The organism is Gluconacetobacter brunescens, assembly GCF_048695475.1.
In the GTDB taxonomy this organism is placed as follows: domain Bacteria; phylum Pseudomonadota; class Alphaproteobacteria; order Acetobacterales; family Acetobacteraceae; genus Gluconacetobacter.
Genome location: NZ_JBLHEN010000002.1, coordinates 1,076,109 through 1,097,601 on the forward strand (window position 1 = coordinate 1,076,109; position 21,493 = coordinate 1,097,601).

General features: G+C 62.8%; 19 protein-coding genes and 2 pseudogenes. 12 read left to right on the forward strand and 9 right to left on the reverse strand.

Annotated features, from left to right (window positions below):
- The first annotated feature begins 86 nt into the window (after nt 1-86).
- Together tnpC and ACMAUO_RS17145 are read left to right on the forward strand one after the other, a co-directional pair.
- Nucleotides 87-1,601, forward strand: coding sequence for an IS66 family transposase (gene tnpC / locus ACMAUO_RS17140; protein ID WP_420355400.1), 1,515 nt, complete (start codon nt 87-89; stop codon nt 1,599-1,601).
- A complete protein-coding gene (locus ACMAUO_RS17145) occupies nt 1,598-2,191 on the forward strand; it encodes a plasmid pRiA4b ORF-3 family protein (protein ID WP_420355401.1) in 594 nt (197 codons plus the stop codon). Before tnpC ends, ACMAUO_RS17145 begins: the two co-directional genes overlap by 4 nt.
- An 8-nt stretch (nt 2,192-2,199) precedes the next feature.
- Here the strand turns inward: ACMAUO_RS17145 and ACMAUO_RS17150 are convergent, their stop codons facing one another.
- The 3 genes from ACMAUO_RS17150 to ACMAUO_RS17160 form a co-directional block, all read right to left on the reverse strand.
- Nucleotides 2,200-2,460, reverse strand: coding sequence for a transposase (locus ACMAUO_RS17150; RefSeq protein WP_420358117.1), 261 nt, complete (start codon nt 2,458-2,460; stop codon nt 2,200-2,202).
- Between the two features lie 195 nt (nt 2,461-2,655).
- Nucleotides 2,656-3,960 (reverse strand): transposase, encoded by a 1,305-nt coding sequence (locus ACMAUO_RS17155; RefSeq protein ID WP_420356365.1) that lies wholly within the window; start codon nt 3,958-3,960, stop codon nt 2,656-2,658.
- 70 nt (nt 3,961-4,030) lie between these two features.
- A protein-coding gene (locus ACMAUO_RS17160; RefSeq protein WP_420358118.1) for an IS5 family transposase occupies nt 4,031-4,788 on the reverse strand; the annotation gives its coding sequence in 2 pieces (ribosomal slippage) (nt 4,031-4,446 and nt 4,446-4,788; 759 coding nt in all).
- Nucleotides 4,789-4,970: 182 nt separating this feature from the next.
- Between ACMAUO_RS17160 and ACMAUO_RS17165 the strand changes: the two are divergent.
- Nucleotides 4,971-5,159: pseudogene (locus tag ACMAUO_RS17165) on the forward strand (transposase); the annotation flags it as partial.
- Nucleotides 5,160-5,552: 393 nt separating this feature from the next.
- Here the strand turns inward: ACMAUO_RS17165 and ACMAUO_RS17170 are convergent.
- Nucleotides 5,553-5,756: pseudogene (locus tag ACMAUO_RS17170) on the reverse strand (OB-fold nucleic acid binding domain-containing protein); the annotation flags it as partial.
- A gap of 21 nt (nt 5,757-5,777) precedes the next feature.
- On the opposite strand from ACMAUO_RS17170, the gene ACMAUO_RS17175 reads away from it, so the two are divergent.
- The 3 genes from ACMAUO_RS17175 (at nt 5,778) to ACMAUO_RS17185 (ending at nt 8,408) form a co-directional block, all read left to right on the forward strand.
- Nucleotides 5,778-6,752, forward strand: a complete 975-nt coding sequence (locus ACMAUO_RS17175; RefSeq protein ID WP_420358119.1) for an alpha/beta fold hydrolase — start codon at nt 5,778-5,780, stop codon at nt 6,750-6,752.
- A 294-nt stretch (nt 6,753-7,046) separates the two neighbouring features.
- Nucleotides 7,047-7,661, forward strand: a complete 615-nt coding sequence (locus tag ACMAUO_RS17180) for a pyridoxamine 5'-phosphate oxidase family protein (RefSeq protein ID WP_420358120.1) — start codon at nt 7,047-7,049, stop codon at nt 7,659-7,661.
- Nucleotides 7,662-8,000: 339 nt separating this feature from the next.
- A complete protein-coding gene (locus ACMAUO_RS17185; RefSeq protein WP_420358121.1) occupies nt 8,001-8,408 on the forward strand; it encodes a helix-turn-helix domain-containing protein in 408 nt (135 codons plus the stop codon).
- 548 nt (nt 8,409-8,956) lie between these two features.
- Here ACMAUO_RS17185 and ocd read toward each other — a convergent pair.
- The 3 genes from ocd to ACMAUO_RS17200 form a co-directional block, all read right to left on the reverse strand.
- Nucleotides 8,957-10,072 (reverse strand): ornithine cyclodeaminase, encoded by a 1,116-nt coding sequence (gene ocd / locus ACMAUO_RS17190; protein WP_420358122.1) that lies wholly within the window; start codon nt 10,070-10,072, stop codon nt 8,957-8,959.
- A 135-nt stretch (nt 10,073-10,207) separates the two neighbouring features.
- Entirely contained in the window at nt 10,208-11,680 is a 1,473-nt protein-coding gene (locus ACMAUO_RS17195) for a serine hydrolase domain-containing protein (RefSeq protein ID WP_420358123.1), read from the reverse strand.
- A 174-nt stretch (nt 11,681-11,854) separates the two neighbouring features.
- Nucleotides 11,855-12,637, reverse strand: a complete 783-nt coding sequence (locus ACMAUO_RS17200) for a GDSL-type esterase/lipase family protein (protein ID WP_420358124.1) — start codon at nt 12,635-12,637, stop codon at nt 11,855-11,857.
- Nucleotides 12,638-12,746: 109 nt separating this feature from the next.
- Here ACMAUO_RS17200 and ACMAUO_RS17205 point away from each other — a divergent pair, with 109 nt between their 5' ends.
- Nucleotides 12,747-13,178, forward strand: coding sequence for an Lrp/AsnC family transcriptional regulator (locus tag ACMAUO_RS17205; protein WP_420358125.1), 432 nt, complete (start codon nt 12,747-12,749; stop codon nt 13,176-13,178).
- A 13-nt stretch (nt 13,179-13,191) separates the two neighbouring features.
- Here ACMAUO_RS17205 and ACMAUO_RS17210 read toward each other — a convergent pair whose 3' ends face one another.
- Nucleotides 13,192-14,628, reverse strand: a complete 1,437-nt coding sequence (locus ACMAUO_RS17210; protein WP_420358126.1) for a M20/M25/M40 family metallo-hydrolase — start codon at nt 14,626-14,628, stop codon at nt 13,192-13,194.
- Between the two features lie 101 nt (nt 14,629-14,729).
- Nucleotides 14,730-15,674 carry a GntR family transcriptional regulator gene (locus tag ACMAUO_RS17215; protein ID WP_420358127.1) on the reverse strand — a complete coding sequence of 315 codons (945 nt, stop codon included), beginning with the start codon at nt 15,672-15,674 and terminating at the stop codon, nt 14,730-14,732.
- Nucleotides 15,675-15,855: 181 nt separating this feature from the next.
- Here ACMAUO_RS17215 and ACMAUO_RS17220 point away from each other — a divergent pair, with 181 nt between their 5' ends.
- From ACMAUO_RS17220 to ACMAUO_RS17240, 5 genes are all read left to right on the forward strand, one after another.
- Nucleotides 15,856-17,469 (forward strand): ABC transporter substrate-binding protein, encoded by a 1,614-nt coding sequence (locus ACMAUO_RS17220; RefSeq protein WP_420358308.1) that lies wholly within the window; start codon nt 15,856-15,858, stop codon nt 17,467-17,469.
- Entirely contained in the window at nt 17,469-18,410 is a 942-nt protein-coding gene (locus tag ACMAUO_RS17225) for an ABC transporter permease (protein WP_420358128.1), read from the forward strand. Before ACMAUO_RS17220 ends, ACMAUO_RS17225 begins: the two co-directional genes overlap by 1 nt.
- The gene (locus ACMAUO_RS17230) at nt 18,407-19,219 is read left to right on the forward strand and encodes an ABC transporter permease (protein ID WP_420358129.1); all 813 of its coding nucleotides are present in this window, start codon (nt 18,407-18,409) and stop codon (nt 19,217-19,219) included. The genes ACMAUO_RS17225 and ACMAUO_RS17230 overlap by 4 nt, the downstream gene beginning before the upstream one ends.
- A complete protein-coding gene (locus tag ACMAUO_RS17235; RefSeq protein ID WP_420358130.1) occupies nt 19,216-20,832 on the forward strand; it encodes a dipeptide ABC transporter ATP-binding protein in 1,617 nt (538 codons plus the stop codon). Before ACMAUO_RS17230 ends, ACMAUO_RS17235 begins: the two co-directional genes overlap by 4 nt.
- 66 nt (nt 20,833-20,898) lie before the next feature.
- A complete protein-coding gene (locus ACMAUO_RS17240) occupies nt 20,899-21,420 on the forward strand; it encodes a cytochrome b (protein ID WP_420358131.1) in 522 nt (173 codons plus the stop codon).
- Nucleotides 21,421-21,493 lie beyond the last annotated feature (73 nt).

Here is a 21,493-nt window from a genome sequence, read left to right on the forward strand (position 1 = left end):
TAGTTCAAGGCATGCGGTTCGACCTTGATCGCCTCCCCACAGATCCGGTTCTCCTGCAGAAAATGCTGCGGGAGATGGCCGAAGCCATGGAATTGGAACGGAGCGAACTGAGGGCAACGAAGCAGACCGTCAAAATCCAGACCCTGACAATCGAAAAGCTGGAGCATCGCCTTGCTCGGCTTCTGCGCATCCAGTTCGGTCGCAGTTCCGAGAAGATGGACATCGCGCAACTGCGCCTGATGTTCGAAGAGGTCGATGCCTCCCAACTCGCCAACGATGATGCTCCCGCAGCGTCAAAGCCGCAATCTGCACGGAAAGCTGGAACCCGGGCGCCGATCCCCGCGCACATCCCGCGCGTGACGACGGAGCATCGCCCGCAGCCATGCGGTTGTGGCGGCGCCGAAACCATCATCTGCCAGGACGTCACCGAAGTGCTGGACTACGTTCCGGCCCGCTTCCGCGTCCTGCGCCATGTTCGTCCCCGCATCGCCTGTCGTTCCTGCGAGAAAATCGGCCAGGCTCCAGCCATTGATCTGCCGTTGCCGAAGGTGATGGCGAGCAGCGCGTTGCTTGCGCATCTTCTCGTCAGCCGCTTCGTCGATCATCAGCCCTGGCACCGTCAATCGATGATCCTGCGTCGCCTGGGCGTGGACATCGATCGCGATGTGATGGGCCGCTGGTCCCGCAAACTGGCCTGGCTGATGGCCCCGCTCGGCGAACGGCTGCTCTCCTACATTCTCGAAGCTTCCAAGATACATGGTGATGAGACGCCGGTCACATTGCTCACAGGCGAGGGCGGTAGCCACACCGCGTACTTCTGGGTCTATCTGCGCGACGATCGTTCGAGCGGTGACATGCGCCCGCCCGCCGTAACGTTCCGCTTTACAATCGGTCGCGGTGGTGAGCATCCCGCAGCTCATCTCGCCGGCTATCGGGGATATCTTCAGGCGGACGGCTACGCCGGCTACAACACGCTGTACCGTGATCCCAGCACGAAGGCACCGCGCGAGGTAACCGAGGTCGGCTGCTGGGCCCACTCGCGACGCAAGTTTACCGACATCCTGGAAAAGAACCCGTCGCCGATCGCGGCCGAGGCCGTGGTAAGGATCGGCGAGCTTTTCGCGATCGAACGCGCCATCAAGGGGGCGCCTCCCGATGAACGACGGCAGGTTCGCCAGCAGTTGGCATGCCCGAAGCTGGCTACCTTGCGACCATGGCTGGAAGCGCGGATGCGGGGGCTGTCATCGGACAGTGCCTTGGCAAAGGCATGCCGCTATCCGCTCAACCGCTGGGCGGCGATGGTCCGCTATTGCGATGACGGTCTGCTCGAAATCAGCAATAATCTGGTCGAAAATTCCCTGCGTGGGGTTGCCCTTGGCCGCCGCAACTGGATGTTTGTCGGTTCGACCAAGGGGGGCGACGCTTCGGCCCTGTTTTACTCGCTGGTCGAGACCTGCCGCCTGAACAGCGTGCACCCCGAAGCCTGGTTCACCGACGTCATCGCACGTATCGGCAACCACCCGATTAACCGGATCGACGAACTCCTGCCCTGGAACTGGCAGGCAGCGAGAGAGATCCAAAAACTGGAGCATGCTGCTTGAGCAATGCCTTCGTCGTGCGGATGACGATCACACTGGATGACGTGACACCGGCTGTGAGCCGTATGATCGAAGTGCCGCTGGGTATCAGGCTCGATCGCTTGCACACCGTCCTCCAGGCTGCGCTGGCATGGACCGACAGCCACTTGTGGGAACTGACCTTCGGACGCACGGGATTCGGCATCCCCGACCCCTCCTATGGTCTCGATGGTCCGCTCGATGCGCGCAAGACGACCTTGGCTGAGGCTCTGGAGGAAATGCGAGGCAAGTCCTTCCGATACCTCTACGACTTCGGCGATGGCTGGGAGCATAGCGTCAGGATCCACGATATCGCCCCTGCCGACCCGCACGCCAGCTATCCACGCCTGCTCGAGGCCACCGGAATGTGTCCGCCCGAGGACTCGGGAGGCCCCTGGGGCTATGCTGAAAAGCTGGAGGCCCTCACTGATCCGACGCATGAATTTCATGAGGACGCACTGGAAGCCCTGGGGGACGCCCATGATCTCCACACTCAGCCAAACGTCGACTTGATCCAAACCCGCTTCACTGCCCTGGCAAAGAAATGGGCACCCCGCCAGCGAAAGGCCAAATAGTCGTTACGTCAACGCCGCCTTACATCGGCGCTTACGGCGCTCCAGCGATTGCAGTTCAGGACGCGATGAAAGGAGGAGAAATCCGCCGCGTCCTCCAGGCCCATCGCACGCAGTGCCGAACAGACTGTCCGTCGTCCCGGCGACACGATCGCACCGGATGTCAGAACAAGAACCCGACGCCATGTCGGCGTCGTGAAGGTCGTCCGGAACCGCGCCAGCCACGAGGCTATCCCGCTGAACCCGACATCGCTGCCGCCCTCTCCCGCCATTGGTAATCTCCCGCTTCCTTCGCAGGAGAGTCTCGCCCGACCCAAGGCGCACAGGAATCCGATGCTTCTTCACATTCGATTCAACGCTCAAAACCGCCAAAATCCAGCTTAGCATGCTGTCGGGTTGGGCCCTGCTATAGTGATAAGTGGCGAGGGCGTTTACGCGGCCGTCAGCCGTGTGATGCTGCGGCAATTCTATGCGAGGGCGACGAGCGTCCATTCTGTTGCGACGTTGGCGAGGCCACGGAGGTGGAAGCGGGTGAAACCCATGGCGCTTTTGATGATGCCGAAGACCGGTTCGACGGTCTGCTTGCGTAAGGCGTAAAGGGCTTTTGCCGGGTTCTGTTGCAGCCTGGCCTTCATTTCCAGGCGCCAGGGCTCGGTGATCCGGCGCGGCTCCCTGGGTGGCGGTTCCGCCCGGAAGTCATAAGGGCGCCGGTCCATGCGTCCGATGGCGACCAGCGGATCCACGCCGCTGGCCTGCAATAGTCCGATGGCTTTGCCGCTGGCGAAACCCGTGTCGGCAAGGACGGTGCGTGGCAGGCCGATCCTTTTTTCCATGCCCAGGATGGTGGCGGCGAAGCTGGGCGCGTCCGCCGTCGTCGCAACGACCCCATGTTCCAGGATCAACTGGCTACCCTCGGCACAAACCACGGCCTGGGCGTTGTAGGCTTGCCGGTATTCATGGGCGTCGGAGCGACGCATCAGCTTGCTGTCCGGATCGGTCAGGTTGATCTGCCGGTCTGGTGGCGGTTTATCGTCCGGCTCTTTCGGCGGCCGACCGCGCCGTCCCCGCTTCGCATCAAAGGCTGTCTTCTTGCGTTCGTATTCGGGCCGGGCGGTCTCGGCCTGGTCCCGGGCTTCCGCTTCCAGCCGCGCACAGGCTTCATCCAGCTTTGCCTTCAGAGCCTCCCGGCGGGCCAGTTCCTCCGGCAAGGCCTGGTGATCCGTATTGGTCGCATCTGCCGCTTCTGCCCGCTCCATCAGGGTGGCGATGTCGGCGGTCAGCTTCTCGCGCAATTCTTTCGCGCGATCATAACGGATGGAACGGTATTTCGGGGCATTGGCATCAATCTTCGTGCCATCGATCGACACCGTGCCAAGCCGCATCAGCCCCGTCTCGCGTGCCAGTTCCAGCACATGCAGGAACGCTGCCTCGATCGCCGTGCGATTGCCGCGCCGGAACGTCGCGATCGTGTCATGGTCAGGATGCAGGTTCGCCGGCACAAAGCGCATACCGATGTCACGATATGTCGCCCGTTCGATCCGACGCGATGAGAATACGCCGTTCGCATAGGCGTAAATCAGCAGCGCCAGCATCAGGCGCGGATGATACTGTGCCTTGCCGCCAGTCCGCCGGGGCACCGAAAAGGCCCCCAGCGGCACCCGCTCCACCGCCGCCACGATGAAATGCGCCACATCGTCCGACGGCAGCCATGACTTCACATCCGGCGGCAGAAGATACGGCTGCGATCGATCAAATGGGATGAAGCTGCTCATCCTGAAAGCTTACCCCAGATCGCCAGAGGCTGGTACCCCAACCCGACAGCCTGCTAGGTCGGATCGACATTCATCGTAGCCAGATCATAGCGGCTGCGAGGTGGACGAAGCCGGCGAAGTGGATGGTGCGTCGGTCATAGCGGGTGGCGAAGCGTCTGAAGTGCTTGAGGCGGCCGAAGCATCGCTCGATGCGGTTGCGTAGCTTGTAGACGATCGCATCGTGAGGGATGGCGACCTTGCGGCAGCGGTTGGAGGGGATCACCGCTTCCGCTCCCATCTGCGCGATGGTGGCTCGGAAGGCGTTGCTGTCATAGGCTTTGTCGGCAAGCACGGCGTCAGCGCCCTGGCCATGAAGCAGGGCGGATGCCTGGGTGATGTCGCCGGTCTGGCCGGGCGTGATGATGAAGCGCAGCGGCCGGCCGAGAGTATCGGCCAACATGTGAACCTTGGTCGTCAGCCCGCCTCGGGAACGCCCCAGCGCCTGATCGCACGCCCCCCTTTTCCGGTCGCCGCCTGCTGGTGCGCGCGAACGATGGTGCTGTCGATCATCAGATACTGGTTGTCCCGATCGGCGGTGAGCGCGTCGAATACCCGTTCCCATACGCCCGCATGGCACCAGCGGCTGAAGCGCCGATGCACCGTCTTCCATTTGCCATAGCGCTCCGGGAGGTCGCACCAGTGCGCACCGGACCGCAATACCCACAAACATCCGTTCACAAACAGGCGGTTATCCGATCCAGACCGACCAGGGTCAGTCGACTTGCCGGGCAGCAGGAGCGCGATCCTGCCCCACTGCGCATCGCTCAGTTCATACCGCTTGGCCACCATCACACGCTCCGTGCCTCAACACGGATACCTATGAATCAGTGATCAATTCCTTTGGGAATCCTGAATGTCGATCCGCCCTAGGCCATGTTAGAGCCTGACGGGAAATGAGTCGAGTGATTTTAGAAGGTTATGATTCATGGGTTTTGCGAGAACCTGTTGAGATCAAGATGGCCTGAACTGAAATCACCCGAGCGCAGTATCGCCGGGACGAGCTGGAGTATGCAAACGTCCTGCGCGATGCGGAGTGGGCGCTGATTGCGCCGCTGATGCCCGAGAGGAAACGACTGGGGAGACCACGACGTTCGGATTTGCGCCGGGTCATGGAGGCGATCCTCTATATCGTCACCACGGGCTGCCAGTGGCGGCAATTGCTGTGGCTCAAGACAGGGTCGATCGTCGCGGCACTCATTGCCAGCAATTTCGCACGGATATCGGCCGTCGGCATCGCATGGCCAAGGGAACATTTTAGGTGAGGCAACAGGTCCTCTCTCAGCAACATTTTGGCAAGGCAATGCGTCTCCCCCTCTCGCCTGCCTGTCGTCAACCCGGCCCGCCGCGACGATTCTTCGGATTCTCCACGAAACAGCGCAATTAACCCCCGGAGTCCGCCGAAAAGCGGGCGATTCACGCGGACGCCGGAAATCGTTAACGCGCGATCCTATGGGGAGGATTCAGCCCCGACCCGAGCGATCCCGCAGGTTCACGGGATAGCGCCTTGATCGCCCACAATGCCCCATGCCGGGCCAACCCGAAGGCCGGCCGGTGCGTTCGGTGAATTCCTCTGGATAGCCGTTCTCCGTCATTCCTTCGAGCAGGCGAGTCTGGAACTTCGATACCGTGCCAGTGTTCTTGAAGGTCGCCATGGCCCGGCGCAGGCCGTCCGCCTCGGCCGCCGTGAACCCGACGCACACCATGGCCACCTGCATTGCCTGCTCCTGGAAGAGCAGCACGCCGATGTCCATCGACACCATGTTCGAAAGGCAAGGATTATGATGAAAAAAAACCTCGTCGGCGCGCTGGCCATTCTTGTAGCCACCACCCCGGTTGCCGCCTTTGCGCAATGCGCTCCAAATAAGCCGGCGTTGGCGGCGGCGTCGGTGCCCGTTATCCACTACAGGATTACCACGATCGACGGCGTGAAGGTTTTCTACCGCGAAGCCGGTCCGCGCAGTGCGCCCGTGCTGCTGCTTCTACACGGTTTCCCGACTTCGTCGCACATGTTTCGCAACCTGATCCCATTGCTGGCTGATCGCTACCGCGTGATCGCGCCCGACTATCCCGGCTACGGGCAGAGTGATGCGCCGGATCATAAGGCGTTTTCTTACACCTTCGCCAATCTGGCCAACGTCGTCGACAAGCTCACCCAGCAAGTCGGCGCAGACAAGTACAGCATGTACGTCATGGATTATGGTGCGCCGATCGGATACCGGCTCGCACTCAAGCATCCTGAAAAAGTGCAGGCGTTGATCGTCCAGAACGGCAACGCCTACACCGAAGGGCTGAAGGCGTTTTGGAATCCGATCAAGGCCTACTGGGCCGAAAAGACCCCGGCCCGGCGCAAGGCGCTGGAGAGATTGGTCACGCTGGAAACGACCAAGTTCCAATATAGCGACGGCATGGGTGACGTGACGCGTATCAGCCCTGATAACTGGGTGATCGACCAGGCGTTACTCGACCGGCCGGGCAACCGCGACATTCAGCTCGATCTGCTGGGCGATTATGGCAGCAACGTGCCGCTCTATCCGCAGTTTCAGGCCTTCTTCCGCGAGCGCAAGCCGCCGACGCTGATCGTCTGGGGTAAGAACGACCATATTTTTCCAGAAGCCGGCGCGCATCCCTATCTGCGCGACCTGCCCGACGCCGAAATGCACATTCTCGACAGCGGCCATTTCGCGCTCGAGGACAAGCTCGACGTGATGGCCCCGCTCATCCGCAACTTCCTCGACCGCAAAATCTGTAACTGACCCGCGCGCCCGGAGCTTTCGGACAGCACATCATCAAACAAGGATCAATCCCGTGAACACTCCGACGTGATACAGACCACCACGCACGCGCTGCTGTCCGAACCGCACCTTACCTGGGCGCGGCCAGAAGCGGCCGAGATCGGCGCACTCTATGGCTTGGTGGCCCCTGGTCGCGGAAAGCTACGCCCGTGCGCAGCAGGCCGCGCTCCAAGCAAGCTAAGCGAGCCCGTGGCGCAAGCCGCCCGGCGAACTGAAACGGACAGAAAGCGAGACACGGAAATGCCTTACGGATTCATGGATATCGCAATGACCCCCAGTGTTCGCCGGGTGCAAGCCGACATGGGCGCCGACCGGCTCTGGTCGGACTTCAAGGGCCATCGCGATTTCGACTGCTTCGGCCGGCGCGAGCAGGACTTCATCGTCCGGCGCGACAGTTTCTACATGGCTTCTGTCTCCGAAACAGGATGGCCGTACGTCCAGCACCGCGGCGGTCCCGCCGGGTTCCTCAAGGTCATCGACGACAGGACACTCGCGTTCGCCGACTACCGCGGCAACCGGCAATATATCAGCACCGGCAACGTCGCGGCGAATGACCGGGTCTGCCTGTTCCTGATGGACTATCCGAACCGGACCCGGCTTAAGATCTACGCGACCGCCCAAACGGTGTCGCTCGATGCCGAACCGGAACTGGCCGCAGCGGTGACGGACAAGGCCTATGGCGCCTCGCTGGAACGGATCTTCCTGCTGCACCTCGCGGCGTTTGACTGGAACTGCCCGCAGCACATCATGCCGCGCTTCACCGAAGCCGAGATCCGCGCCGGTACGCAGGCTCTACGCGACCGGCTGAGTCTGCTCGAATCCGAAAACGCAGCCCTGCGTACGCGTCTCCTCGGGTCCGGCGAGAACTGACCCTGTTCAAGGTGAGCCGACCATGAGGATTGATCTTGTCTTGCTTGGTGCCGGGGTGCCGCCTCGGATGCCGCCAGTGCCGCCCGTAGCCGATCGATTTCCGACGTGCCGGTTTCCATGTCGGTCATCAAAAACACGGTTCGGCCCGGTTGATCGCGGTGCGGATGAACAGCCGACATCAGATTGCGACAGGTGGCTGAGACGCCCAGCGACGGCCGTAATTCGGCCAACGTCGTCTCTGGCGCCAGGGCTCTCATAGAGCACCGGGATCCCAGCCTCATTCATTCGCCCGGCGCCATTGCCGGATCCCTGACCCTGGACCATAAGGACTGGCCTAGTTTGAACGCGATCGCCGCCACAATGGCGCTCGCCAAACGGGGGATGACGATGCTGGCCGCCAAGCGCGCCATCGAGGCGCTAATCGCGAAATCGAAAGATCAGGGGCTCGGGCACGCTGCTGTCCTGCTGCCCCATACCGATACCGTCGAGGCCGTCATCGCCGATTTCGGAGGGTCCGGTATCCGGGCCGTTCACAACGATCACAGGGCCGAGGTGGATGTCGCCGCCATCCGCAAGCGGCTGAGGCTCAGCCGCCGCCAGTTCGCGCTGTGGTACGGTCTGGAGGAGGAAACCATCAAGGGATGGGAAAGCGGCGAGCGCACACCCGATACCGCAGCTAAAAGCTATCTGCGTGCCATTGCCAATCAACCGGAAGCCGTGCGCGAAGCCTATGCTCACGCCGGATGAGACGGCTGCCGATTCTGAGTGAAGGAGAACGAGCGATGTAGGTACGCTCGGAAATCAGTCCGTGCGTCATGGAGAGGAAAGCTCCGATGTCTCGAACCTATCATCACAGCCGCCAATACGGTCCTGATCATCGTTGGGCCAATCGCGCAGATCGCTGTGGGTATGGAGGATCTCGTGATGCCTCGGAATCGCCCAACTGGTGCAGCCATCTACTCGAGGCCGTCTTCCCCTATACCGGCACCTGACAGCCCCATGAATATTACTGGTAAAACCAGAGCTGGAACGAGCGATCATTCCCGCATTCTCTCCTGCATCCTGTTGCAGCGATCATGACATCGAGGAATGCCGCAGGCTGCGGATCTCCTGCGGTGTAGGGCCGGACCCGTGCCAAACGGGCGCGTCTGACACCCCAGGCCGATGTGACGTTTTCTCCCCGTGATAACAGATAACAACAATAACGAATAAGATAACAAATTATTTGTATGTTATACGCTCCAGATTGGCCCCAGGGGGTGGGTCGATTCTCAGCAGAAATTAACAAACCGAGTCTATTTCAGTAGTCCAAAAAGGTTCCGGGGGTCCTCCGGCTCGGCCAGCAAATCGATATCCGTATAAAATTCCGTATCCCGCACCTTGTCGCGCAGGTAGCGGAGGGCTGAAAAATCTTCCGTCGCGAAGCCCACGGAGTCGAAGATCGTAATGTCCCGTTCCGAACGGCGCCCCGGCTCGCGACCAACAATGACCTCCCAAAGTTCCGTGACCGGAAAATCTGCGGGCATCTGCTGAATCTCGCCCTCTATGCGCGTCTGTTCGGGAAATTCAACAAACACGCGCCCACGGTTCAGGATATCGGCCTGGAGTTCCGTCTTGCCTGGGCAATCCCCGCCGACTGCATTGATATGAACACCGGCCGCAACCATGTTGTCCGACAGGATCGTCGCCTGCAACTTGTCCGCGGTTACGGTAGTGATGATATCGGCCCCCAGGACAGCATCCTGGCTGCTGTTCGCGACCATCACATCCAGTCCGCCATCACGCATGTTCTCGTGGAACTTGCGGGAAGCCGCCGGGTCCACGTCATAAACCCGCACATGCGTGATCCCGAGAAGCGCCTTGAAGGCCGTGGCCTGGAATTCCGATTGTGCGCCCAGACCGATGATGGCCATCACCCGGCTATCGGGCCGCGCCAGATGGCGGGCCGCCACCGCCGACGTCGCAGCGGTCCGCAGCGCGGTCAGCAGCGTCATTTCCGAGAGCAGGAGCGGATAGCCGGACCGTACATCGGACAGGACCCCGAACGCGGTCACCGTCTGCAATCCGTCGCGCGTGTTCTTGGGATGACCGTTGACATATTTGAAACCGTACAGCGCGGCATCCGCCGTCGGCATCAGTTCGATCACGCCATCTCGCGAATGACTCGCCAGGCGCGGCGTCTTCTCGAAATCGGGCCAGCGCCGGAAATCGTCTTCGACATAATCGGCCAGTTCGGTCAGGAAGCTTTCCACGCCGACGGAACGCACCAGTTGTATGAGATTCTCGATGCCGACATACTGGACCATGATATTCCCTGTCATTCTGCTATCGGAAAATATGGTGCCTGCACGATCTATCAGATTGAATATGTAATAAGACATATCATTCAATATTCTTTGTACATATTGCACACCTTGTCCGCGCAAAACATACCGCACCACCCAATAGGACGGGACATCTTCCTACGGATTTTCAGGATACGTTCCATCTTCCGCCGTCGGTGCGAGACACCGCGCCGCTCGGCGACCTGCCGACACAACCGCCCTTCAGGCGCCTGCTGGTCCTTCCAGGGCAGGCATCAGATCGGCCTGCAATGTCGGCCAGCGGCGACTACCCGAATTCATGTTGACTTCGCGGTCCAGCGTCAATCGATCACCGGCGAACCGAATACTAACCCTATCGCGAAACGCCGTCTCCGGAAAATTCCAGATAAGTTCGAGATGGTCGGCAGCCACCCAGCGCGCTCCCGCGACAATCGGCGTACCGCGAAGCGGATAACCATGATGCAGGGATGCACCGGGCATCATCGAGACCCCGCCGATCCATTCCGTCAGGCCACATTGGACGCTGTACCACCCCATCGCATCCACAAGGGTAAAGCCGATCATCCCGGGACTGCCATCGAACGCGATCTCACAGACACCCAGGGCGTTGGCATGCACGCGCCATCGTGTTCCCGCAACAGCCCGCCCCGCTTCCTCGCATCCCGAGATCGGCGGGCGTTCCTTCCACGCCAGCAACCGTGCCCGCAATCCGGCATCCCCTGACGCACGCCCGCCGGCAACGAAGCCATGAGGGAAATATTGCCTGATATACGGCAGGATCGCGGCGCTGTTCTCCATGGCGCCCTGGATCACCAGAACGCTTTCCTGCCCAGGGAAAACAAGGACAGCCTGAACGAAGACACCAAGGGCCGCGTAATAATCATCCCCGACCACCCAGTGATAGCCATAGGTCGGTGCCCCCTGCGGGCGTGTGGCCGCCGCCACCCATGATGCCGGCAATATCGCGCGGCCGTTCCACTGCCCGTTCTGAAGATGCAGGATACCGAGACGTAACATGTCCTCGGTCGTCAGGCTCAGGCCGTTGCCGCCAGGATTGATACCATCGGGACCAAGATCCCACTGTTCGCCGTGGATACCCAGCGGCATGAAAAGGCGGGGCCGCAGGTAATCGTGAAGCGTCTCCCCGGTCACCTTGGTGACGATGGCCGAAAGCATATAGCTCGCGGCGCTGGAATAAACATAGGTTGTTCCAGGATCGTCGATAACGGGAATGCGAAAGAATTCATCGGTCCAACTGGTATCGATGCCCCGCCAGACCGATCCGGAGACTTCCGAGCCATGCCCCGCCCGCATCTCCAGAAGGTGCCTGACCGTGATCTGCGCCGCCCGCTCGCTCGCGCCGGGCATCGCCTCGGGAAAGAAACCGGCAATCCGGTCGTCCAGCGAAAGACGCCCCTCATCCAGAAGAAGGCCGATCGCGCATGCGGTCACGCTCTTGGTCACGGAATGCGTCATGCGCCGGGATCGCGGCTGGTAGGGCCACCGCCATCCCTCGGCGACGACCGCATCCTTTCGCCAGAGCATCATGGCATGCAATTCGAGGCCGGCCGCCTCGATACTGTCAAGCCACGCCGAAATCGCGTCGGGGTCGACATCCCGTTCGGAGGGTGCCGCCCGGGGCAGCGCCTGGCCCGGCATCGTATGCGGTTGGGTTGCGTGAGAGTTCTTATTCAACAGCCTACAACCCACAAAATTCCGAAACGACCTGCCACGCGGACATGCTCGCCTGTTACGCGTGAAAGCCCGAAAAGTCAACATGTTGTATTTTTACACAAGATAATACAACATCTCCCATGCCGCCCGCGGGGCCACCCGAGCGGCCAGCATCACCATGACGACCCTGTCATCCTACCTGGGAAGAGCGTCTGATTTCGCGGCCTGTTGCAATTGCACCCACATGCGTGCATAGCCGGCTTTCGTCGGATGCAGCCCATCGGTGGTCAGATCTGCGGGCAATGTTCCCTTCGCGTCGGCAAGGACGGAGAAATAATCGGCATAAGGGTAATGCCGGCCCGCCGCAAAGCCGCGCAGCCAGGCGTTCGCGGCCACGATGGTTTCCGGGTCCCGGTTCAGCGCCGCACAATCGTTGCAGGGTGTAATCGCCGCGATGATCACCCGGATATGATGCGCCTGCGCAATATCCGCCATCGCGGTCACATTTCGCCTGATGCGGGCGATGACAGACGCCCGCGCGAGCGCCGGCTGCCCGGCATAGATGCGGGCATCGTTCGCACCACCCGCAATCACGACCGCAACCGGATCGAGCGCCACCACATCGTCCTCGAACCGCAGCACCATCTGGTCGGTATTCTGGCCGACCACACCCCGGTTGAGCACGTTCAGCGTCTGCGGAAACGGGCGTTCGTCAGGCTGCCAGTGAAAAGTGATGGAATCGCCCATCATGACAATGCGCGGTCGCCGGTCGGCGCTCGCCTTGAGGGCCTCATTCGCCTGCTGAAAAACGTGAAGATCCGCGAGATCAGCCTGCTGCATCAGATATTTGGCGGCAAAATCATGCACCGAGAGCTGGGGCAACCCATGGCGGTCTTCCGCCACCGGAGCCGCCGCCGCCGGGTCCCGGCTCACGGCCAGGGCAAGAAAACCCGCCGCAATCATGTTCACAGAACGCATCTGTGCCTTCCCTTTCCATCATGATGAAAGATAAAACCCGTTGCGCGGCCTTCCGACACAGGCCGCCGGTTCATCCCGATCCGTCCACCCCGGCCAGGAAGCCAGCTCCATGCACAGGCACGTCTTCGATACGCTCGACCGGCGCCTCATTGCGGCACTGCGAGAAGACGGAAGAGCCCCCGTGGCAACGCTCGCCAACGCACTCGGCGTATCCCGTGCCACAATCCAGAGCCGACTCGACCGGCTGCTTGAAACCGGCGCGGTCCTGGGGTTCACGATCCGCGTCCGCCAGGACCATGATGACGGCGTCATCCGGGCAATCATGCTGATCGAAGTGGCGGGACGATCCACCAGCACAGTCATTCATCAGCTCCGCAGCGTCCCGGAACTACGCGCCCTCCACACGACAAACGGCTCATGGGACCTCATCGCGGAAATACGCGCACAGAGCCTGAGCGATTTCGATCGCGTGCTGCGGGAAGTCAGAAGCATCGACGGCGTACTCAATAGCGAGACCAGCATCATGCTGAGCACGATCTGACCGGCGGGACAGATCACCCGGCGGCGTAGTCCTTCACCAGACGATAGAGAAAGATGCGGCCGTTATAGAGCGATTCCACACGGACCCGCTCGTCGAGGCCATGAATACCATTTCCATCCGGGTCGAGAAAAATCCCGCTGACGCCATAAGTCGGCGTTCCCGCCTCGGTCAGGAACCGCCCATCCGTCGCGCCGGGCGCGACCGACGGAATAACGGGAACCCCCGGCCAGAGCTGCGCCGCGATATGCTCGATCGGCCCCAGGATCTCCGGCGTCAGCGCCGGCGCAATGGAACGCGGCGCGGGCGGCGAGCCAAGGGTGATCGCGATCGAAGGATCCGCGATCACCGTCGTCAGTCGCGCCTGCACGGCCTGCGGGTCTTCGCCAGGCAGGATCCGGCAGTTGACGTTAACATCCGCCGACTGGGCAAGGGCATTCTTGGCGTGGCCGGCATTCATCATGGTGGCGACGCATGTGGTGCGGATCATCGCATTCCACACCGGGTCCGCGCCGGCTACCCGATCGATCACGGCGGGGTCGTTCGATCCCGCGCCGAGCGCACGCATGTCGGCCGCGACCGCCCCGGTCTGCAAGGCAGCCGAACGCGCGAAGAAACGCCGCGTCACCGGGCTGATATCCGCCGGAAAGCGATAGCCCCCCAACCGGACGAGAGCGGCAGACATCCGTGTGATCACATTGTCCTTGCCGGGGCGGGAACTGTGGGCGCCGGGGCCGGTCGCTGTCAGATGATAATCCTGGTAGACTTTCTGGCCGGCCTCGACACTGAACACCCGCGGCCTGCCGTCGGCGTCAAGATAGCCCGATCCGCCTTCATTGATCGCAAATGCCGCTTTGACCGTCTCGGGACGATGCGCGATCAGATAGCGAATCCCGCGCAACCGGCCACCGGATTCCTCTCCGCAGGTCAGGGCGAGTTTGATCGTGCGCTTCGGCCGAAAACCCTCGCGCCGGAAATGGACCAGCGAGTCGACGAAGATCGCGGCCATCGCCTTGTCGTCCACGGCACCGCGGGCATAGAAATACCCGTTTTCCTCGACCAGCCGGAACGGATCACGCTTCCAGTCCGATGCCTTCGCATTCACGACATCGATATGCGCGAGCAGCAGGATCGGTGACGCCGCCGGATCCGTACCCGGAAGGCTCGCCACAAGATTGCCATCCAGAGGCAGACCGGGCGCCAGGACAATCTCCGTGTCGCCCTGCGGATACCCGGCCGCGAGTAGGCGCGCACGCGCCTTTTCCGCGACGGCGGTACAACTACCCGAGGCGGCGCTGGAATCCGTTTCAAGAATCTCCTTGTAGAAATCGCGAAACTGCGCCCGCTCGGGATCTGCCGGCGCGGCATGGGCGCCGGCCAGCGTTGCCAGTATCACCCCAGCGCCGAGGGCCAGAGGCCGCGCTACCGTCCACCGTTTCAATGCATGCTTCATGTCTTGACTGCTCCCGCCGATGAGGTCCCGCAGACTACGGCAAGGCATATTGTATCATGGAAAACGATAATACAAGATATCTGGCCCGGCTGGCCGGGCGTTTACGGCCTGCCGGGCGTCATGCCGGCACCCATCGGCGAGAATGTCCGCGAGGAACTCGCCAGATGATCGAGCATCAACGCGCTGGCCCGGTCGTTCCGGCCATCCGCCAGAGCATCCATGATCGCCAGATGCTCCTCGATCGAGGCAATGACGCGGGGCACGCCATGCACCCAGTGATAATTCAGAAACGAACGCAGGCGGTTCTGGCCCTGCACGGCGCCCAGCAGATAACGGTTTCCGGAACAGCGGGCGAGCTGCTCGTGAAAATCGGCGTTCATCTGAAAGAATTCGACCGCGAGCGTATCGCGCCACCGGCGCTTTCTGAAGGATTCGTGCTGAGCGCGCGATCTTTCCAGCCAGTTCTGGTCAAGTTCGAATGTGGGCGCCAGCAGGGCCGCCGGCTCGACCACCCGCCGGAAGGCGTAGCTTTCCTCCTGCGCGCGCGTCGAATCGATCGCCGGCAGGAAGATCCACCCCTTCCCCGGCTTGCGCTCGACCAGTCCCAGATCCGCAAGCTGGCGCAGGACCCGCAGCAACGTCGCCATGGTCACGTCCAGATGACGGACCATTTCCTGCTGGCTGCATTCATCCGGCAGTAGCCCATTATTGCGCGCACGCGCTATCTTGACGAGCAGTTCCCGGTCTTCCTCGTCCTGCCCGGTCAGCGTGGGCGGCTCCGGCGCCTCGCGGATCGGGTGCAACAGGACATAGCCGCGATTGGCACGCGATTCGACGGTGCCGGCATTCGCCAGCAATTGCAGCGCTCCCCTGATCGGGGTGCGCGAGACACCGAAATGGCGGCAGAGATCGCATTCGACTAGACGGTGCCCCGGCTGCGCGCCCTGGTCCTTGAGCAATTTGAGAATACGGCCGGCAAGATCGGCACGAAGGCGGCTGGTCGCGCTGACATCCGACGGATCGATGGCGGCAGCGGATCGGGGCACTCTTTGCTCCATGTCTCATGGGCGGAACGGGGTCGGGACAGCAACGTATGGCTTTAATGGTTATGAAGAAACCATTTTCGTCAATCCCGATAAAGGCTCCGCATCCGGCACAATTTTGTCTTTCCGATATTGAAAAAACAGTGTTATTGGTAATGAGACGTAATGAAAGGCATACTTGCTGATGGTGGAACAGGAGGAAGACGCGCGTCGGATCGACACCAGCGGGCCTGCCCGGTCGACCGCCTGGGCCCTGGCGCCGTTTCTGGTCCTGCTGTCGATCGCGACCGCCTCCTCCGCCGAGACGGTGCTGCGCAGCCGCCTGAACTCGGATATCGCCTCGACCGACCCGGGCATGAAACGCGACGAGAACACCGACGCCGTCCTACTGCATGTCGTGGAAGGCCTGGTCGCCAGCCGCGAGGACGGCAGCGTCGCCCCGATGCTCGCAACCGGCTGGACGCGCGCGCCAGACGGCCGCTCCTACCGCTTCACGCTCCGCCAGGGGGTCCATTTCCACAACGGCGCGCCGCTGACCCCGGCCGAGGTCGTCTGGTCGCTGCGGCGCTACCTGGCACCCGAAAGCCACTGGCGGTGCAAATCCGAATTCGGCCCACACGGCATCGCGCGCGTGCTCGCGGTCCAGGCCACCGGCACCGATGCCGTAACGATCACGCTCGACCGCCCCGCTCCGATGTTCCTCAAGGTCCTGGCGCGGTCCGACTGCGGCGAGGCCGGCATCCTCCATCCTTCCTCCGTCGACGCGCAGGGCCACTGGATCGCGCCGATCGGCACCGGGCCGTTCCGCTTTTCCGAATGGCGGCGCAACCAGTTCGTCGATCTGGTGCGCTTTCCCACCTATAGCAGCCTGCCCGGCCCGCGTGACGGCAATGGCGGCGGCAAGCATCCGCTCGTCGACCGCCTGCATTTCGAGATCATTCCCGACGGATCATCGGCCACCGCCGCCCTGATGCGGGACAGTCTCGATATCCTGGATAATCTGGCGCCGAACGAACTGGGCGAACTGACCGGCCGGTCGGATATCCGGCTCAGCATCGCCCCTACGATGGACCTGTATGCCCTGCTGTTCCAGACCCGAGACCCCGTCCTGTCCGATCCGCGGATCAGGCGGGCAATCGCCCTGAGCCTGGATGTCGGGGCGCTGACGCGGGTAGCCACCCACGGCACGGCGACGGCGAACAGCTCGTTCATCCCCGCCGTCAGCCCCTATTCCAACGCAGCCATCCATACCCTGATCCAGCAGGACCTGGCGCGTGCCCGCGCCCTGGTCCGCGACAGCGGCTATCAGGGGGCGCCGATCGAACTCCTGACGAACCGCCGCTACCCGCAGGCATTCGATTCCGCCATCATCATCCAGGCGATGGCCCGTGCGATCGGCCTTCGGATGGAGATCGTGACGCTCGACTGGGCCACGCAACTGGCCCGCTACGCCCATGGCGACTACCAGGCGATGGTATTCCTGTATTCCGCCCGCCTCGATCCGTCTCTGATCCTGGATTCCCTGCTGGGAGACAGGACGGCGGACCCGCGCAAGGTCTGGGACGACCCGAAGGCCATCTCCCTCCTGGAGCAATCCATGTCCGTGGATGACCGCGACGACCGCCAGCATATCTTCGACACGCTCGACCGCCAGTTTCGCGAGGACGTCCCAGCGGTGGTGCTGTTCAATACAGCCCGCATCGCGGCGATGCGCGCGCGCGTCGCCGGCTATCAGGGATGGGCGGGCGCCCTGCAACGCCTGTGGGATGTCGATCCCGGCCGGAGAACCGATCCATAATGCCTGGCTATATCCTCGGTCGGCTGTCGCTGGCCGTCCCCACGCTGTTCCTGGTCTCCCTCGCCGTTTTCTTCCTGATCCGCCTCGTGCCCGGCGACCCGGCGCTGGTGATGCTGGGGGAAGGCGCCGATCCGGCAACCCTCGCGGCCATGCATCGGGAACTGGGGCTCGACCGCCCGCTGGTGGCGCAATATCTCCTCTGGCTGGGCCATGCCCTGCGGGGTGACCTGGGCCTCTCGATCGTCAGCGGCGAGCCGGTCGCCGGGCTCGTGCTGTCGCATTTCGCCCTGACGGTCGCGGTGGTCCTGCCCGCGGTCGCATTGGCCACGGCAATCGCCGTCCTCTTCGGCATGATCGCGGCGTGGAAACACGGCCGGCCGATCGACCTCGCTGTCTCGGCCGCGACCGGATTGCTGCTGGCCCTCCCCAGTTTCTGGCTGGGCCTGCTGCTGCTGATCGTATTCGGCGTGAAACTGCACTGGCTGCCCATCGTCGGCTATATCCCGTTTTCCGAAGATGCAGGCGCCGCCCTGCTGTTCCTGGTCCTGCCGATCGCAACCCTCACCCTGACCGAAACCGGCGTCCTCACCCGCATGATGCGGGCCAGCGCGATCGACGTCTTCGACCTCGATTACATCACGCATGCGCGTGCCAAGGGGCTTCCCGAACGCCTCGTCCTGGCCCGCCACGTCTTTCCCAACGCCTTCGCGCCGACGCTCACCCTGATCGGATTGACACTGGGCCACCTGCTAGGCGGCGTCGCGGTGGTGGAGACGGTCTTCACCCTCCCGGGCCTCGGCCGCCTGATGGTGGATTCCATCCTGGCCCGCGACTACCCCGTCATCCAGGGCTGCCTGCTGCTGACTGCGCTGGTGTTCGTCCTGGTCAACCTGACCGTGGATCTGGTCTATCCCGTCTTCGATCCGCGAGTGAAATCATGAAACCGTCCCATATCGGCAGTCTGGCGGGCGTCGCGCTGTTCGGCCTGCTGCTTGGGATCGTCCTCCTCGGCCTCGTCTGGCTGCCCTACGATCCACGCGCCATCGACCTGGACCATGTGCTCCAGTCCCCCTCGGCAACACACTGGCTCGGCACCGACGCCTTCGGCCGCGATGTCGCCTCCCGTGCCATGCTGGGTGCGCGAACCAGCCTGCTGATCGCGCTCCAGACCGTGTGCGCAACGCTCGTCGCGGGCGTGCCGATCGGGGTACTCGCTGGCTATCTGCGCGGCTGGACCGACCGGCTGATCATGATCGTCGCCGATGCGATCCTCGCCTTCCCGGCCATGCTGCTGGCGCTGACCCTGGTCGCGGTGCTGGGCGGCAACCGCAATGCCATCGTCATCGCCCTGGCATTGTCCTACCTGCCGGCCGTGGTCCGGGTCGTACGCTCCAGCGTGCTCTCGATCCGCGAACGCGATTACGTCGAGGCCTCGAAGGTCGCTGGCGACGGCGCGCTCTACACGATGTACCGCCACATCCTGCCCAATGCCCTGCCGCCGATCCTGATCATCGCCACCAGCCTGTTCGGCTGGGTGATCCTCTATGAAAGCGCGCTCAGCTTCCTGGGCGTCGGCGTACCGCCGCCCACCCCGACATGGGGAAACATGCTGGCCGAGGCCCGGCCCTATATCGGCACCGCGCCCTGGCTCAGCCTCGTGCCCGGGACCTGCCTCATGCTGACCCTGCTGGGCGTCAACATGCTGGGCGACGCCATCCGTGACCGTATCGATCCAAGAGAACATGCGTGACTGATCCCCTGCTTCAAGTCCGGAATCTCCATATCGCCACACGCGCGGGCACGACCCTGGTGCATGATTTCGGCCTGGACCTCGCCGCCGGCGAGCGCCTGGCGATCATCGGCGAGAGCGGATCGGGCAAGACCATGGCGACGCGCGCCCTCGTCAGCCTCCTGCCGCCGGCGGCCCAGGTCGCGGGGGGCACGATCCGCTTCCAGGGGCAGGAGATCACCCGACTGGCGAAACCGGCCATGCAGCGCCTGCGCGGACCGGGCATCGGCATGGTCTTCCAGGAACCGATGACCTCGCTGAACCCGGCCCTGACGATCGGCCGTCAACTCTCCGAGGGCCTGCAACGCCACCGCCGGCTGTCGCGCACGGCCATCCGCGGCCTCGTCATCGACATGCTGCACCGCGTGCGGATCCGCGATCCCGAGCGCTGCCTGACGGCCTACCCCCATGAATTCTCGGGCGGCATGCGGCAGCGGATCATGCTGGCGTCGGTGCTGCTGCTGAAACCCCGGCTCCTGATCGCCGACGAGCCGACCACGGCGCTCGACGTCCTCAGCCAGCGCGAAGTCATGGACATCATGGTCGAACTGACGCGGGAACAGGGCACGGCCCTGCTGCTGATCTCGCACGACCTGCCATTGGTCGAACGCTATACCGACCGCGCCATCGTCATGCAAAAGGGCATCGTGGTAGAGGCCGGCCTCACCGGGTCCATGATGGCCCACCCGACCCATCCCTATACCAGACAATTGATCGGCGCCCTGCCACGGCCCAAAGCGGCGTCACCGGCCAGTTCGACGGACAAGGCGCCGGTCCTGCTGTCGATCAACCGGCTGTGCGTGGACTACCCCACGAAGCGCGGCCTGCTGCGCGCCGGCCAGCCCCGCCGCGTGCTCGACACCGTATCGCTACAGGTCCGGTCCGGTGAAATCGTCGCCCTCGTCGGCGGCAGCGGATCGGGAAAAACCACGCTCGGCCGCACGGTCCTGGGCCTGACGCCGTTCGTGTCCGGATCGGTGCGTTTCGACGGTTCCGACATCGCCACGCTCGGCACTACAGCACTCCGCGACTTTCGCCGACAGGTTCAACTCGTGTTCCAGGACCCGTTTTCCTCGCTCGATCCCAGACTGTGCGTCGCCGAGATCGTCGCAGCCACGCTGCGGCACGTGCCCGGCCTGGACGCGGCCACACGCAGGACGCGGACGGATGCCGCCCTGGCAGCGGTGGATCTCGCGGGCTTCGAACGCCGCCTGCCGCATGAAATGTCCGGCGGCCAGCGCCAGCGCGTGGCGATCGCGCGGGCCATCGTCTCCGGCCCGAAACTGGTCGTGGCGGACGAACCCGTATCGGCCCTCGACCTCAGCGTCCAGCAGCAGGTCCTCACCCTGCTCCAGACATTGCAGCACGAGCAGGGTTTTGCCTGCCTCTTCATCACGCACGACCTGTCGGTCGTCGAGCAGGTCGCCGACCGGGTCGTCGTCATGGAAAACGGAACGATCGTCGAGGAAGGCTTGGTTGATGCGGTCTTCTCCAACCCGCAACATTCCTATACGCGCCAATTGCTGGCCGCGACGCCCAGAGCGGCTCCCTTGCCGGATCTCCAAGCCCTATGAGCGATGTCACGCAGTCCTATCGCACATGAAGCGACAGTCAGAAAAATTCCGCTTTGGGGAATGGACATGAACGACAATGACACCATTCGTCATGACCGCCGGACGATTGCCCTGCACTGGACCGTGGGGGTTTCCGTCATATTCTTATGGGTGATGGCGCAAGGCGCCGAACGCCTCCCCAAGGGGTCGTTCCGGCTTTCCATCTGGTCCGTCCATGTCATCCTCGGCTTCCTGTTGACACTGCTCGTCCTGCTGCGCATCGCATGGCGCGCAACCGGCGGACGCCGCCCCTCTCCCGCGGATCGGGGCATGCACCACATGCCGGCCATGCTGATGCATACCCTGCTCTATCTGCTGCTGCTGTCCGTGGTGGGGCTGGGCATCGCCAATGTTTTCGGCCACGGTTTTCCCCTGTTCGGCGTCTGGCGGTTCCCACGCCTGTGGGAAAAATCCATACAGCACCGCATCGCCGACTGGCATGGCACGGTCGCCAACGTCATCATGGTTGTCGCCGCACTCCACGCGGCAGCCGCCTGTTATCATCATGCGATAATCAAGGATAACGTCCTGCGGCGCATGCTGCCTTAGCCAGACAGGTTACCGGACCAGGCCTCGCTCCCGCGCAACACCGGACGGTTCACATGCCCGTCCGGCTGATCGC